Here is a 15,322-nt window from a genome sequence, read left to right as displayed (position 1 = left end):
CCAATCCGCGAAAACCGCCGACCACGTTTCTCTTTCTTCTCATCTTCAATTGTCAAATAACCGACGCTTCAAAACCAAAAGGCCCAACCGTCAAAACTTCAAGAACAGCACAACTTCCAGAGACCAAACCGTAACCCGGTCCCAACCAGCATGCGCCAATCAATCAGTGATTTCTTTAGAACGAAAGTCGTCGTCGCCAGCAGCGCCGCCGCCCTCGTTCAGTGAGCGGGTTATAGATCCCACCACCATTTGAAGTCAACAGGCTTGATTCAGAAAAATCGAGAAAAACGACAAGTTATTGATATAAATAAACAATCTCCGAAAAATTATGCGGAGGACGCTTTTCCAGCGACTTTCGGGCCCTCGCGGCGTGTATAAACAGTGCCCTTTTGGCCCCTGCCTCAAAACCGCCCCGACAAATTCACAATCTCATGGTTACCACGCTCTCTATAGGGAATCGAAAAAGCGTCTCTGCGAATGTACCCGTTTGCAAGGTGCCGGATTTGACTCTCCAGGCTGAAAGGGGCACATGTTTGGCCCAAGGTCCCGCAGGCAGTATAAAAACTGCTTACGGCAATAACGAGTATCAGGGACTGGCTTAAACTGGCATGATAACGGCCCGCAGCATGATCCGCTCGCTCGGCAACGAACCGCCGATCCTCGCCGACGGCCGTCGCGCCCCGGATCGACGTGAAATTTCGTTGCGTTGGCTTTCCGGCACGTTTCTCACGGGCATTACATCTTCCATTCTGATGGGCGTTGCTTTGTTTGCCGCTCTCGACGGCCGGCAGCAGCTTGCGATCCCGGCGGAGGCATCGGCCGCCCTCCCCGCGCACGATGCGGATGCCGCCTCGCGCGGCAAGCGGCTGCTCGGCAGCAATATCGTCGCCATGCCCACCGACCGCAAAGTGATGGAAGTCTCGACCGTCGTGCACGAGGGCAACAAGGAAGTCATCCGCCGCAAGCCCTTCGCGCATGTGAAGATGAACCTGGCCGCCAACCACGTGGCACAGGAAGATTATCCGAATTTCGATCCGATGACGATCTTCTCGTCGAGCGAGACACCGCCGCCGCCGGCCGCCCGCGCCGGCGTCATCTACGGCTCGAACGTCGAATCCGAAGTCAGCCTCCAGACCGTCGCCTTCCCCGTGAAGGGCAGCATGTACGCGTTCGCGCCGGCGATGACGCTGGAAGAGGTCGAGGAAAACGTCCGTTCCAACGGTTCCGTGCTCACGGACGGCAACAGCCAGCTGTCGGGGCTCTCCTATGTCGATCCACAGCGCTTCTCCTCGAAGGATGACGGCGCCGGCCTGGACATCACCGCGGGCCTCGCTGCCCGGGTCGTCGAAGAGAACATCTCGGTTTCGACCCCCGAACCGATCAATTCGCATACGAGGGAATATGCCGACGACGTCATTCCCGTGCGCAAGGCCGAAACGGTCGGCCAGGCGATGACCGAAGTCGGTTATCCGGAAGGCAAGGCGCGGGAAATCTCCGGCTACCTGCAATCTCGCCTCGGCGAGGCCGGTCTTTCGGTCGGCGACGTGCTGCGCATCGGCGTCATCCAGGAAGGCGACATGGTTCTGGTCGTCCGGGCCAGCCTCTATCGGCGCGGCAATCACCGGGTCACGGTTGCCCTCGACGATCACGGCCGCTTCGTGGACGGCGAAGAGCCGCCGATGCTGGATGCAATCGCCTCGGCCTTCAGCGAACAATCGCCGCAAATCGTCGCCGGCCGCGAATTGCCGCGCGTCTACGACGGCATCTACCGCGCCGCCCTCTCCTACGGCATGAGCAAGGAGATGACCGGCACGCTGGTAAAACTGCTTGCCAGCAATGTCGATCTGCAGGCGCAATTGAAGCCTACCGACAAGATCGAGGCCTTCTTCTCGGTCACCGACGAAAAAGGCCAGGCCAGCAAGGATTCCGAACTGCTCTACGTGAACGCCCGTTTCGGCGACACGACCACCCGCTTCTACCGCTTCCAGAATTCCGACGACAATTCGGTCGACTATTTCGACGAGGACGGCAAGAGCATCCGGCAGTTCCTGCTGCGCAACCCGCTTCCGAACGGCCGAATGACCTCCGGTTTCGGCATGCGCGGCCATCCCATCCTCGGCCGGGCTCTGATGCACACGGGCACCGACTGGGCCGCCCCGCGCGGCACGCCGATCATCGCCACCGGCAACGGCATCGTCGAAAAGGCCGGCTGGGACTCCGGCGGTTTCGGCAACCAGACGCTCATCCGCCATGCCAACGGTTACGTCTCCTCCTACAACCACCAGAGCGCCATCGCGCCGGGTGTTCGCGAAGGCGCCAAGGTCACCCAGGGCCAGGTGATCGGTTACGTCGGCTCCACCGGCCAGTCGACCGGCGCTCATCTTCACTACGAACTGATCGTCAACGGCACCAAGGTCGATGCGATGAAGGTCCGCCTGCCGGGCGGCAGCTCGCTGACCGGCAAGGCGCTGGCGCGCTTCGAGGAAGAGCGCAAGCGCATCGACGCACTGCTCAACACCCAGGCTTCCGACGAGGTCGCAAGCCGCTAGGTCATCCTCCCCTTGCGGCTGTTCTGCCGCAAACGATCGAAGGCTTCGAGCGGATCCGAGCGCAGACGAAAATGGCGGCCGAGGCCGCCATTCTGCTTCTTATGTCCGGTTCGGCTTACGCAGCCTCGCTCACCACCCGCTTGACCCGGAAGAGCAGCCGGTCCGAACCGGCGCTGACGGCGACCGCCGATGCGTCCGGAATCTGGCCGCCGAGAATCTGCTCGGCGAGCGGATCCTGCACGAACTTCTGGATCACCCGCTTCAGCGGACGCGCGCCATAGACCGGGTCGTAACCCTTGTCGGCCAGCCATTCGCGGGCGTCCGGGCCGAGATCGATGGTGATCTTCCGCTCCGCCAGCAGCGACAGGAGCCGCTTCATCTGGATATCGACGATCGCGCCCATCTCGTTGCGCTTCAGGCGGTGGAACAGGATGATCTCGTCGACGCGGTTGAGGAATTCAGGCCGGAACGAGGCTTTCACCACCTCCATCACCTGCTCGCGCACGCTTTCGGAATCCTCGTCCTCGCGAAGAGCGGTCAGATATTCCGCTCCCAGATTGGAGGTCATGATGATCATCGTGTTCTTGAAGTCGACCGTGCGGCCCTGCCCGTCCGTCAGGCGCCCGTCGTCGAGCACCTGCAGGAGAACGTTGAACACATCCGGATGCGCCTTCTCGATCTCGTCGAACAGCACGATCTGGTAAGGTTTGCGCCGCACCGCTTCGGTCAGCGCACCGCCTTCCTCGTAACCTACATAGCCCGGAGGGGCGCCGATCAGCCGCGCGACAGAATGCTTCTCCATGTATTCCGACATGTCGAGGCGAACCATCGCGCTCTCGTCGTCGAACAGGAAGCGGGCCAGCGACTTGGTCAGCTCCGTCTTACCGACGCCGGTCGGGCCGAGGAAGATGAACGAGCCTATCGGCCGGTTCGGATCCTGCAGCCCGGCGCGCGAACGGCGGACCGCCCGCGAAACCGCCTGCACCGCATCGCCCTGGCCGATCACCGATTTCGCCAGCTCGTCTTCCATGCGCAGCAGCTTGTCACGCTCGCCTTCCAGCATCTTGTCGACCGGAATGCCGGTCCAGCGCGACACCACATGGGCGATCGCGTCCGGGTTCACGACTTCCTGCACCATGGCATTGGCCGAGCTGTCCTGGGCTTCGGCTTCCACGAGGCGCTTTTCCAGTTCCGGGATGACGCCATAGGTCAGTTCGCCGGCACGCTGGAACTCACCCTTGCGCTGGGCGATCGCCAGCTCGTTGCGAGCCTCGTCGAGCTGCTTCTTCAAGTCCGCGGCAAGGCCGAGCTTCTGCTTTTCCGCCTGCCAGCGGGCCGTCAGCGCATCCGCCTGCTCTTCGAGCGAGGTGACTTCGCTTTCCAGCCGCGACAGCCGGTCGGCAGAGGCGCTGTCGGTTTCCTTCTTCAGCGCCTCGCGCTCGATCTTGAGCTGCATGATGCGGCGGTCGAGTTCGTCAAGTTCCTCGGGCTTGGAATCCACCTGCATGCGCAGCCGCGAAGCGGCTTCGTCCATGAGGTCGATCGCCTTGTCCGGCAGGAACCGATCGGTGATGTAGCGGTTGGAAAGCGTCGCAGCGGCGACCAGGGCCGAATCCGAGATGCGGACCTTGTGGTGCTGTTCGTATTTTTCCTTCAAGCCCCGCAGGATCGAGATCGTATCCTCGACAGTGGGCTCCTCGACCATGACCGGCTGGAAACGGCGGGCAAGTGCCGGATCCTTTTCCACGTGCTTGCGATATTCGTCGAGCGTGGTCGCACCGACGCAATGCAGTTCGCCGCGGGCAAGCGCCGGCTTCAAGAGGTTGGAGGCATCCATCGCGCCGTCGGACTTGCCGGCCCCGACCAGCGTGTGCATCTCGTCGATGAACAGGATGATCTCGCCGTTTTCCGACTGAACCTCGTTCAGAACGCTCTTCAGGCGCTCCTCGAACTCGCCGCGATATTTCGCGCCGGCAATGAGCGCGCCCATGTCGAGCGCCATCAGCTTCTTGTCTTTCAGGCTTTCCGGCACGTCGCCGTTGACGATGCGCAGGGCGAGCCCTTCGGCGATCGCCGTCTTGCCGACGCCGGGTTCACCGATCAGGACCGGGTTGTTCTTGGTGCGGCGGGACAGAACCTGGATCGTGCGGCGGATTTCGTCGTCGCGGCCGATCACCGGATCAAGCTTGCCGTCACGGGCTTCGGCCGTCAGGTCCCGCGAATATTTCTTCAGGGCCTCGAAACCAGCCTCGGCATTGGCGCCATCGGCGGTGCGGCCCTTGCGGATATCGTTGATGACCTGGTTGAGACCCTGCGCGGTCACGCCGGCCTTCTTGAGCGTCGCCGAAGTCGAGGCGGAGGTCTCGATGACAAGCGCCAGCAGCAGGCGTTCGACGGTGACGAAACTGTCGCCGGCCCTCTTGGCGGCTTCTTCCGCTGTCGCGAAAACCTTGGCGAGCGGCGGCGAAAGATAGATCTCGCCATTGCCGCCGGAGACCTTGGGGAGTTTGGCGAGCGCCGCGTCATTGGCGATGCGGGCTTCCTTGGCATTGCCGCCGGCACGCTCGATGAGCGAGGACGCCATGCCCTGGTCATCGTCGAGCAGTACCTTCAGCACATGTTCGGGCGTGAACTGCTGGTGACCGGAGGCCAAAGCCTGGGTCTGAGCCGACTGCAGGAAACCGCGGACGCGCTCGGAGTATTTTTCGATGTTCATATGCTACCTCCAGTGATCGACCCGCCCTTGATAAGGCACGGAGCGATGATTGAGATTGAGCTCCCTCAAAGGCGAGCCCTGCCGAAGCCTCGGCGTTGATGGAGATATGGTAAGCGGATTCGGGTGTTTAAAGAGTTCAGACGCTCAAAATCCGTCGGCAGGAACGCCGCAAATTTTCCGCGTGACAATCCGCAATCGAGCGAATACAGAAACCCCATGTCGTTCACATCCGCCTACGCCTCGCGATTTTATAGCTACCGCTTTCCCAAGCGGATGCGGGTCCGTGCGTAGCTGATTTCGACGCAACGACAGTCCCTCAAGCCGCTAGTCTACCTGGCGGCTTTTTTGTTTCCGCACGGTATGACCAAACAGGAGCCATGCCCGTGCCGAATACCAATCCCGCAAATGCTGTCGACGATCGCCGCATCGTCGAACTCACCCCGCTGACCATGCCCGCCGGCATCATCGCCGAAATCCCGCGCAATGATGCCGTGACCGAAACCGTGACCCGGACGCGCGACGCCGTCCATCGCATCCTCCATGGCGAGGACGACCGGCTGATCGTCATCATCGGCCCCTGCTCCATCCACGACCCCGTGGCCGCAAGGGATTATGCCGCAAGGCTGGAAGAACAGCGACGACGCCTGAGCGGCGATCTCGAAATCATCATGCGCGTCTATTTCGAAAAGCCCCGCACCACCGTCGGCTGGAAAGGCCTGATGAACGATCCGCATCTCGACGGCAGCTACCGCATAGAAGAAGGCCTGCGGATCGCCCGGCGCCTCCTGCTCGACATCAATGCGGTGGGCCTGCCGGCCGGCTGCGAATACCTCGACACGATCACGCCGCAATATATCGCCGACCTCGTCAGCTGGGGCGCGATCGGCGCGCGCACGACCGAAAGCCAGGTGCACCGCCAGCTCGCCTCGGGCCTTTCCTGCCCGATCGGCTTCAAGAACGGCACCGATGGCAGCGTCGGCGTTGCGCTCGACGCCATGTTGGCCGCCTCGCAGCCGCATCATTTTCCGGCAGTCACCAAGGACGGCCGGGCGGCGATCGCATCGACGACCGGCAATGAGGATTGCCACGTCATCCTTCGCGGCGGGAAAAAGCCGAACTATGAGGCGGCCGATGTCGCGGCGGTATCCGGTGACGCGGCAAAACGCGGTGTCGACCCCCGCATCGTCATCGATGCCAGCCATGCCAACAGCGGCAAGGATCCCATGAACCAGCCGCTTGTGGTGAAAAACGTCGCCGCGCAGATTGCCGCCGGAAACATGGGCATCAAGGGCATGATGATCGAAAGCAACATCGTCGCCGGCCGCCAGGACCTCGTGCCCGGCAAGCCGCTCACCTACGGCCAGAGCATTACCGACGGCTGCATCGACTGGGAGACATCGGTCTCGGTGCTCGAAGATCTGGCCCGCACCGCCCGTGACCGTCGCGCGGCCCGCGGTTGATCTGATCAGCGATTGCTCAAACAGGAAGGCCGCTCCGAGAAGCGGCCTTTTTCCATTCTGGTCGCCGAAACGGTCAGGCCGCGGCCGTGCGGAAAATCTTCGCTCCGGAAGGTGCGCTGGTCATGCCGCCGTCGACGGTGATCTCGATGCCGGTAATATTGGCGGCATCGTCCGAAGCAAGATAAAGCGCGGCCTTGCCGATCTCTTCCGCCTCGCTCATCCGTCCGAGCGCGCTCATGCCGCCGAGTTTCTCTTCGAGAGCCGACATGGCATCGTCGGTCTGCGCGAAGGGCGACCAGATCGGCGTTTTCGTTCCGCCCGGCGTCACCTGGTTGACGCGAATGCCGCGCGGCGCAAGCTCGGAGGCGAGATTGCGCGTCATAGCGCGCACCCCGGCCTTGGTCGCGGCGTAGGCGGACCACCCCGGCGCACCCAGAACCGCATGCACGGACCCGTTCAGGATCACCGAGGCGCCCTCGTTCAGGTGCGGCAGCGCTGATTGAACCGTGAAGAACACCGCCGTGAGATTGGTGCTGATGATCCGGTTAAACTGTTCGAACGTGGTCTGGCCAAGCGGCGTTACGCCGCCGATACCGGCATTGGCGAAGACGATATCGAACTTGCCGACTTTCTCCGCCGCTTCCGCAAACGCCTTTTCGGTGGCCGCAATGTCCGTGACGTCGACATTCACTGCCAGAACATTTCCGCCGAGCGCCTTTTCGGCCGCGGCCAGCGTTTCCGGATTGCGGCCGGTGATGACCACCTTCGCCCCCTCCGATAGAAACACCTTGGCGGTCGCGAGACCGATACCGCTATTGCCGCCGGTGACGAGGGCAACCTTGTTGTTGAGACGCATGTGATGACTCCTTGGGGCTAAAACTCGATCTGGGCGACGTCAATCTGGATTATGATCGACATCCATATGGATTATGCTTATAATCCAAAACCGTCAAGCCACGCAGGCAGGAGAATTTTCATGGGCCATTCCCAACTCGAAAAACAGAAGACGCATGACCGGATCGTCGAGATCGCCTCACGGCGGCTGCGTGAGAAGGGGCTGGATGGCATCGGCGTCGCCGACCTGATGAAGGAAGCGGGCCTGACCGTCGGCGGTTTCTACAAACACTTCGCCTCCCGCGACGACATGGTCGCCGAAGCGATGGAACTGGCCTTCGGTTCCTGGGACGCAAAGATGCTGGCCCAGGGCAAAGCGCCTTCGGACGTGTCGTTTGAGGACTATGCTGCGGAGTATCTGAGCCTCGGCCACCGCGATAACGTCGAAGGCGGCTGCCCTTTCGCCGCCTTGACCGCCGATCTGGCGCGCAGCGGCGAAAAGTGCCGGTCCCAGGCGACGGGCCGCCTCAAGTCCAATCTCGGCAAGATGACCGCACGCATGACCGCCGCCGACGAAGAAAAGGCCCGCCGCAAGGCGATCATCGTATCGAGCATGATGACCGGAGCCCTCGGCCTGTCGCGGATATCCAACGACGAAGCCCTCTCGGCGGAAATCCTCTCGACGGTGCGCGAATTCGTCGAGGATTTCGCAAGCCGCTAAGGTAATTCACCTCGGCGGCCGGGCCTGTGTTTCCGCGCCGAGCAGCCGTGATGGCCGGATCCCTTCATCCGGAAACCGCGAAATGATGTGGGCCCGCTTCTCACTGTCTTTCCCAAAACGCAAAAACTCCGGCTTGCGGCCGGAGTTTTCATGATGCGGGTCCTTCTGGAAAACCGCTGTTTATTCCGAGGCGGCATCCGCCAGGGCCGGCTGCGAGCCGTCGCCCGAGGCTTCGCCTTCGGAAGCGCCCTCCTCGCCTTCGCCGCGGCGCGGACGGCGCGGACGGTTGCTCGCCGTGCGGCGGCGGCGCGGAGCCGCTTCCGCCTGAGCTTCTTCCTCGACGGCCACTTCGGCGGGCGTGCCTTCGATCACCGGCTGCGGGCCGGAACCATCCATGACCGGAGCGACCGGCTGAGGTGCCGCGACCTGGGCCGGGACCGCTGCAGCGGCCGGCTGTTCCTGACGGTTCTGGTTTTCCCGGCGGGGACGTTCGCGCTGCTGGTCACGCTGCTCGCGGGGCTCCCGCTGTTCGCGGGGTTCTCGCTGCTCGCGAGGTTCGCGCTGTTCACGCTGCTCCCGGCGGGGCTGCTGTTGCTGGACCTGCGGCTGCGGCGCCTCGTCCACGGACGGCTGCTGCGAGAAACCGTTGTCCTCGCTGTCGCCATTGTCCATGTCGTCCTGATCCTGAACGTTGCCGTCCCGGTCCTGGTAGTCGCCACGATTGTCGTGCTGGAACCTGTCCTGCATCTGCGCCTGTGCGGCGGCAATGATGCGGTTGTAGTGTTCGGCGTGCTGGAGATAGTTCTCCGCCATCACGCGGTCGCCGGAGCTTTGGGCGTCGCGCGCGAGCTGGCTGTATTTTTCTGCGATATGCTGGGCGGTTCCGCGGATCTTCACGTCCGGGCCGGAGCTGTCATAGGTGCGGCTGAGAGGATTGCCGCCCTTGCGGTTGAAGTTGTTGTTTCCACCGCCGCCGCCATTGTTGTTATTGTTATTGCCGCGCCCTCGACCGCGTTTGTTCTGCTGTCCTGGCCTCATCTATCGTTCACCAATTCTCTGTCTTCGCTGATAAGGGGCCACGCGGCCTGCCGGACAGAGCCGAACAAGACTTCGCGTGCCGCGCACAGGCCGACCAAAGCGTCCTGCCGCTTGTGAAAGTCAAATTAACTGATTCACGCACCGGGAATTGTTCAACCTTCGCAACTCTTCGAAAAGAGAAGGATCAAAGGGTTGCCCTGTAACCCGAACGAATCGCTGTTCATTCCCAGCCGTCCCAGTGCGTAGTTGCAAGCTATCTCGCTTCCTTCGGGAATCCAAGCCTTTTCTTTAGCCTGAAAAATCAGGGATGATTCACGGTAAATACGAGAACCCGATCATTGTCGCCGTAGTCGCGAACCGCCTCGACCAGCGCAAAGCCGGCGGCGCGGAAAATCGCGGTCACGGTTTCCTTCTGATCGAACCCGATCTCGACGCCGATAACGCCGTCCTTTTCGAGGAAATCTCCCGCACCCGCTGCAATCGCGCGATAGGCTTCCAGCCCATCCGGACCTCCATCTAGCGCTGCCAGCGGATCAAAATCCCGGACTTCCGGTTCCAGTGCGGGGATAACATCGCTTCGTATATAGGGCGGATTTGACACGATTATGTCGAAACACCCTGAAATTGCGTCGAACCAGTGGCTGCGGATCGCCTGAAATCTCTCTGCCAACCCCAGTCGGGCCGCATTCTGCGTCGCCGTCTGCAGGGCATCCGGGGAAATATCGCTGCCGATCCCCTGAGCCTTCGGGCTTTCCTTCAGGAGCGCCAGGATGATCGCGCCGGTTCCGGTACCGAGATCGAGAATACGCGCAGAACCCTTGCCTGCGACAATCTGCCCCACATGGGCAAGCATCGAATCCACCAGGATTTCGGTGTCCGGGCGCGGCTCCAGCGTTTCCCTGGAAATCAGGAGCTCCATGCCATGGAATTCACGTGATCCTAATATGCGGTGCACCGGCTCCCGTTTCAAGCGCCGCCCGACCGCATTCTCGATCCGGGCGATCTCCTCCTCCGTCAACACCCGCTCGCCGCCGACGAAGACCTCGGTCGAGGAAAGCCCGAGCAGCCCGCCGATCAGCAGCCGCGCCTCGATCGCCGCATCCGGCAGTCCCGCCGCCGACAACCGCGACCTGGCATCAGCGACGGCTGCGGACAGAACCGTCATCCCTGCTGCTCGCCGAGCTGCGCCAGCTGGCCGGCCTGGTAGTCGGAAATCAGCGCATCGACGACTTCGTCGATATCGCCTTCCATCATCCGGTCGAGCTTGTAGAGCGTCAGGTTGATGCGGTGGTCGGTCACCCGCCCCTGCGGGAAATTATAGGTACGGATACGCTCGGACCGGTCGCCGGAACCGACCTGGCTCTTGCGGTCGGCGGAACGTTCGCTGTCGGCCTTCTGCCGCTCCATGTCATAAAGACGGGTGCGCAGAACCTGCATCGCCTTGGCGCGGTTCTGGTGCTGCGACTTTTCTGAACTGGTCACCACGATGCCGCTCGGCAAGTGGGTGATGCGCACCGCGGAATCGGTGGTGTTGACGTGCTGGCCCCCGGCTCCCGACGACCGCATCGTATCGATGCGGATATCTTCCGGCCGGATTTCGATGTCGATCTCCTCGGCCTCCGGCATCACCGCCACCGTGGCGGCCGAGGTGTGGATGCGGCCGCTCGCTTCCGTGTCCGGCACGCGCTGCACCCGGTGCACGCCGGATTCGAACTTCAGTTTCGAGAACACGCCGCGCCCGGTCACCGTCGCGATGATTTCCTTGTAGCCGCCGGCTTCGCCTTCGCTCGCCGACAGGACCTCGACCTTCCAGCCCTTGGTCGACGCATAGCGCTCGTACATCCGGAACAGGTCGCCCGCGAAAAGCGCCGCCTCGTTGCCGCCGGTGCCGGCGCGGATTTCGAGGATCGCACTCCTCTCGTCCGCCGCATCCTTCGGCAGCAACAGCACCTGCATGTCCTTTTCCAGCGCCTCGAGCCGTTCCTCGGCGTCCGGCAGCTCCAGTTCGGCAAGCTCGCGCATCTCGCGATCGGTACCCTTGTCGGTCAGCATCGACCGGAGATCGGCCACCTCGGCGATCGACTTCTCGTATTCGCGGATCTTGCGCACCAGCGGCTGCAGTTCGGAATATTCGGACGCCAGTTTCACATAGACGTCGGCGGCAGGTCCCTCCGACATGCGCGCTTCGATCTCGCCGAACCGGCGTTCCAGCTCGCGCATCTTTTCGACAGGAAGCTTCGCCAATTATAAAACTCCAACTATGCCATTCGTCATCCTCGGGCTTGTCCCGAGGATGACGGCCTCAGATGAGGTGAGAGCACATAGCTCGACCAATAGCTGTCATTCAATCGTCAAACCGGAATATTGTTGGCCGCGGCGAACCGTACGAGCAGCGCGCGGATCGGCTCCGACGACCTGATATCGTCGAGCGCCGCGTTCAATTCCGCCGACAACTGGTCGATGTCGAGCCCGAGCAGCATTGCCTTGACCGGCCCGATCGAGGTCGGGGACATGGAAACCGAGCGGAAACCGACGCCGAGCAGAGCCATGGCCGAGAGCGGCTTGCCCGCCATCTCGCCGCACAGCGTCACCACCGTCTTGTTGCGCTCCCCGGCCCGCGCGATGTCGCGCAGGATGCGCAGGAACGGCTTGCCGAGATTGTCGAAACGGTCGGAAACCCGGGCATTGCCGCGGTCGGCCGCCATGGTGAACTGGAACAGGTCGTTGGAACCGACCGAGACGAAATCCACTTCGGCCATCAGCTCGTCGAGCTGCCACATCAAGGCCGGCACTTCCAGCATCGCCCCGAACTGCAGCTTGCGCGGCAGGCTGTGGCCGAATTTCGAAAGATGCTGCACTTCCTTCTGCATCAGGTCGCGCACCGCATGGATTTCCGAAACCTCGGTCACCATCGGCAGCATCATCTTGAGCTCGGCACCGGCGGAAGCCCGCAGCAGCGCGCGAAGCTGGGTGCGCAGCAGGCCCGGCCGGTCCAGCGACAGGCGGATCGCCCGCCAGCCGAGCGCCGGGTTTTCCTCTTCCTGGGCGCGGAAATAGGAGACGACCTTGTCGCCGCCGATATCGAGCGTGCGGAACGTCACCGGCCGGCCGGCCGCCTGCTTGATGACGTTGCGGTAGAAGCTTTCCTGCTCCTCGAGTTTCGGCATCGTCGAAGCGATCATGAACTGCAGCTCGGTGCGGAACAGGCCGATGCCGTCGGCGCCGGATTCCGAAAGCTGCGGCAGGTCGACCAGCAGGCCGGCATTCATCTGCAGGCTGATGCGCTTGCCATCCTTGGTCAGCGGCTCGACATCCCTGAGCGCCCGGAACTGTTCCTGCCGGCGGGCCCGCAGGCGTACCTTTTCCTCATAGGCCTTCTGCAGATCGAGAACCGGCCGCAGATGGATCTGGCCGTCGTCCCCGTCGATGATGATCGGATCGCCGTTTTCGGCAAGTGCCACCACGCCCGCCGCCTGGCCGACGACCGGAATGCCCATGGCGCGCGCGACGATCACCACATGGCTGGTCACGGCTCCGTCTTCCAGCACCAGGCCGCGCAGGCTGGCGCGCGGATAGTCGAGCAGTTCCGCCGCCCCCATGGCGCGCGCCAGAATGATCGCGTCGGCCGGAAAACCTTCATCGAAGGCGCGGCCGGAAAACCCCGTCAGCTGGCGCAGGAGCCGGTTGGCGAGATCGTCGAAATCGTGCATCCGCTCGCGCAGATAGGGATCGGTCAGGCGCATCATCCGCGCCTTGGTGTCGCTCTGGACCTTCTCGACCGCCGCTTCCGCCGTCAGACCGTTATGGATCGCCTCTTCCATGCGGCGAACCCAGCCCTGGTCGTGGGCGAACATCCGGTAGGTTTCGAGCACCTCGCGATGCTCGCCTTCCTGGGAGACCTCGCGGCGCGACAGCATGTCGTCGATGGAAATGCGCAAGGAGCCGAGCGCTTCCGCGAGCCGCTTGACTTCCTTCTCGGCGTCTTCGTTGAGCAGGTTGGTGACGACGATGCGCGGCTCGTGCAGCACCACATGGCCGAGGCCGATGCCCTCGTTATAGGCGTCCGCATCGATCGTTACGGCGCGGGTAAGGTCGAGTTCGAGGCCAGGCCGGGTGATCTTTTTGAGTTCGCCGGTGGCGATCATCTCGGCGATCACCATCGCCGTGGTTTCCAACGCCTCGACCTCGTCCTCGCGATAGTTGCGGCTCGCCTTGTTCTGGACGACGAGAACGCCGAGCGTGCGGCCGGCCCGGAGGATCGGCACGCCGAGGAAGGAATGGTAGATCTCTTCGCCGGTTTCCGGGAGATAACGGAAAGCCGGATGCGCCTGCGCATCGGAAAGATTGAGCGGCTGGGCGGAGGCGGCGATCGTGCCGACGAGGCCCTGGCCCATCTTCAGCTGCGAGGTGTGGACCGCTTCCTTCTTGAGGCCTTCGGTCGCATAAAGTTCGAGGACGCCGTCGGAGCGGAGCACGTAGACCGAGCACACCTCGGCCACCATGTTGCTCGCGATCTGGCGGACGATCCGGTCAAGGCGCTCCTGCGGCTCGAGCGGCTCCGCCATCAACTCGCGTAGCCGCTTCAACAGAACGCGCGGACCTGCCGACAGGTCTCTCATCGGCATATGCTCTCCCGAAACGAGGTCACCCCAACCGGAAGACGGCACGCCCGACTGCCGGCGCGCCGAACCGGCTCATTATCAACTCTTATCGAGACCGTAAGCGGAATGCAAAGTCCGAACCGCGAGTTCCGAATAGGCACCGTCGATCAGGATCGAAATCTTGATTTCCGAGGTGGTGATCGCCTTGATGTTGATGCTTTTTTCGGCAAGTGCCTTGAAAGCATGCGCGGCAACGCCCGCATGGCTGCGCATGCCGATGCCGATGACCGACACTTTCGCGAGACCTGATTCGGTCTGCACCACGTCGAAGCCGATCTTTTCCTTGTTGTCGTCGAGCACCTTCATGGCTTTCTGCACGTCTCCGGACGGGACCGTGAAGGTCATGTCGGTGCGCGAGCCGTCTTCCGACGTGTTCTGCACGATCATGTCGACATTGATATGCGCTTCGGCGAGCGGGCCGAAGATCGCCGCCGACACGCCCGGCCGGTCGGCCAGACGCCGGAGCGAGATCTGCGCTTCATCCTTGGCATAGGCGATGCCGGTGACGACTTCCTGTTCCACGATTTCTTCCTCGTCGCAAATCAAAGTACCGGGCGGGTTCAAAAGGTCGCCCATGCCCGGTGCATCGGGATCCTCGAAACTGGAGCGCACGAAGGTGCGAACCTTGTGGACCATGGCGAGCTCGACCGAGCGCACCTGCAGAACCTTCGAGCCGAGCGATGCCATTTCCAGCATTTCCTCGAAGGAGACTTTCTTCATGCGCCGCGCCTGCGGCACGATGCGCGGGTCGGTCGTGTAGACGCCGTCGACGTCCGTATAGATGTCGCAGCGGTCGGCTTTGACCGCGGCCGCGATCGCGACAGCCGACGTATCGGAACCGCCGCGGCCGAGCGTCGCGATCCGGTTGTCGGGGCCAAGCCCCTGGAAGCCGGCGACGACGGCGACCTGGCCCTCGCCCATCCGCTTGACGATCTCGGCACCGTCGATCTCCAGGATACGCGCCGCGCCATGGGCGCTGTCGGTACGGATCGGAATCTGCCAGCCCTGCCAGGACCGCGCGTTGATGCCCATCGACTGCAGGGCGATCGCCAGAATGCCGGATGTCACCTGCTCGCCGGATGCGACGACCGCATCATATTCGCGTGCATCGTAGAAAGGAGAATTGGCGCCAGAGGCTTTCGGCATGTCCTGAACCCAGCCGACCAGCTCGTTGGTTTTGCCGGACATCGCCGAGACGACCACCGCGACCTCGTGTCCGGCCTCGACCTCGCGTTTCACATGGCGCGCGACATTGTGAATGCGTTCGAGATTGGCGACCGAAGTGCCGCCGAACTTCATGACGATGCGTGCCATACCGACCAAAACCACTGTTTCGCCCGCAC

The 15,322-nt window shown here is 62.6% G+C and carries 11 protein-coding genes; 4 read left to right on the top strand and 7 right to left on the bottom strand.

Annotated elements, in window-relative coordinates; genetic code table 11:
* Positions 1-253, top strand: a 253-nt coding sequence (locus tag J2X76_RS24000) for a hypothetical protein (RefSeq protein ID WP_310219879.1), incomplete at its 5' end; no start/stop codon positions are given.
* Between the two features lie 355 nt (positions 254-608).
* Positions 609-2,549, top strand: coding sequence for a M23 family metallopeptidase (locus J2X76_RS23995; RefSeq protein ID WP_310219878.1), 1,941 nt, complete (start codon positions 609-611; stop codon positions 2,547-2,549).
* A 115-nt stretch (positions 2,550-2,664) separates the two neighbouring features.
* On the opposite strand, the gene clpB is transcribed toward J2X76_RS23995, so the two are convergent.
* On the bottom strand, positions 2,665-5,265 hold the full coding sequence (gene clpB / locus J2X76_RS23990; protein ID WP_310219875.1) for an ATP-dependent chaperone ClpB: 2,601 nt from the start codon (positions 5,263-5,265) through the stop codon (positions 2,665-2,667).
* A 383-nt stretch (positions 5,266-5,648) separates the two neighbouring features.
* Between clpB and J2X76_RS23985 the strand changes: the two genes are divergently transcribed.
* On the top strand, positions 5,649-6,725 hold the full coding sequence (locus tag J2X76_RS23985) for a 3-deoxy-7-phosphoheptulonate synthase (protein ID WP_310219873.1): 1,077 nt from the start codon (positions 5,649-5,651) through the stop codon (positions 6,723-6,725).
* 73 nt (positions 6,726-6,798) lie between these two features.
* On the opposite strand, the gene J2X76_RS23980 is transcribed toward J2X76_RS23985, so the two are convergent.
* A complete protein-coding gene (locus tag J2X76_RS23980; protein WP_310219871.1) occupies positions 6,799-7,581 on the bottom strand; it encodes an SDR family oxidoreductase in 783 nt (260 codons plus the stop codon).
* 120 nt (positions 7,582-7,701) lie between these two features.
* Between J2X76_RS23980 and J2X76_RS23975 the strand changes: the two genes are divergently transcribed.
* Positions 7,702-8,280, top strand: coding sequence for a TetR/AcrR family transcriptional regulator (locus tag J2X76_RS23975; protein ID WP_310219870.1), 579 nt, complete (start codon positions 7,702-7,704; stop codon positions 8,278-8,280).
* Between the two features lie 180 nt (positions 8,281-8,460).
* Here J2X76_RS23975 and J2X76_RS23970 read toward each other — a convergent pair whose 3' ends face one another.
* From J2X76_RS23970 to J2X76_RS23950, 5 genes are all read right to left on the bottom strand, one after another.
* Positions 8,461-9,318 carry a DUF4167 domain-containing protein gene (locus J2X76_RS23970; RefSeq protein ID WP_310219869.1) on the bottom strand — a complete coding sequence of 286 codons (858 nt, stop codon included), beginning with the start codon at positions 9,316-9,318 and terminating at the stop codon, positions 8,461-8,463.
* A 301-nt stretch (positions 9,319-9,619) separates the two neighbouring features.
* Entirely contained in the window at positions 9,620-10,483 is an 864-nt protein-coding gene (prmC, locus tag J2X76_RS23965) for a peptide chain release factor N(5)-glutamine methyltransferase (protein ID WP_113286572.1), read from the bottom strand.
* Entirely contained in the window at positions 10,480-11,562 is a 1,083-nt protein-coding gene (gene prfA / locus J2X76_RS23960) for a peptide chain release factor 1 (RefSeq protein ID WP_113126089.1), read from the bottom strand. Before prfA ends, prmC begins: the two co-directional genes overlap by 4 nt.
* Before the next feature lie 107 nt (positions 11,563-11,669).
* Positions 11,670-13,937 carry a phosphoenolpyruvate--protein phosphotransferase gene (gene ptsP, locus J2X76_RS23955; protein WP_113126145.1) on the bottom strand — a complete coding sequence of 756 codons (2,268 nt, stop codon included), beginning with the start codon at positions 13,935-13,937 and terminating at the stop codon, positions 11,670-11,672.
* Positions 13,938-14,018: 81 nt separating this feature from the next.
* Positions 14,019-15,293, bottom strand: a complete 1,275-nt coding sequence (locus J2X76_RS23950) for an aspartate kinase (RefSeq protein ID WP_310219867.1) — start codon at positions 15,291-15,293, stop codon at positions 14,019-14,021.
* Positions 15,294-15,322: the final 29 nt, after the last annotated feature.

The organism is Neorhizobium sp. 2083, from assembly GCF_031455615.1.
Lineage (GTDB): Bacteria > Pseudomonadota > Alphaproteobacteria > Rhizobiales > Rhizobiaceae > Neorhizobium.
The sequence above is the reverse complement of the archived record's forward strand: the minus strand, read 5'-3'. Positions and strand labels throughout refer to the sequence as shown.

What these genes read in the sequence shown, in the direction of transcription:
- clpB (WP_310219875.1), bottom strand. Translation starts at nt 5,265, where the DNA reads ATGAACATCGAAAAATACTCCGAGCGCGTCCGCGGTTTCCTGCAGTCG.
- ptsP (WP_113126145.1), bottom strand. Translation starts at nt 13,937, where the DNA reads ATGAGAGACCTGTCGGCAGGTCCGCGCGTTCTGTTGAAGCGGCTACGC.
- J2X76_RS23980 (WP_310219871.1), bottom strand. Translation starts at nt 7,581, where the DNA reads ATGCGTCTCAACAACAAGGTTGCCCTCGTCACCGGCGGCAATAGCGGT.
- J2X76_RS23970 (WP_310219869.1), bottom strand. Translation starts at nt 9,318, where the DNA reads ATGAGGCCAGGACAGCAGAACAAACGCGGTCGAGGGCGCGGCAATAAC.
- prmC (WP_113286572.1), bottom strand. Translation starts at nt 10,483, where the DNA reads ATGACGGTTCTGTCCGCAGCCGTCGCTGATGCCAGGTCGCGGTTGTCG.
- J2X76_RS23995 (WP_310219878.1), top strand. Translation starts at nt 609, where the DNA reads ATGATAACGGCCCGCAGCATGATCCGCTCGCTCGGCAACGAACCGCCG.
- J2X76_RS23950 (WP_310219867.1), bottom strand. Translation starts at nt 15,293, where the DNA reads ATGGCACGCATCGTCATGAAGTTCGGCGGCACTTCGGTCGCCAATCTC.
- J2X76_RS23975 (WP_310219870.1), top strand. Translation starts at nt 7,702, where the DNA reads ATGGGCCATTCCCAACTCGAAAAACAGAAGACGCATGACCGGATCGTC.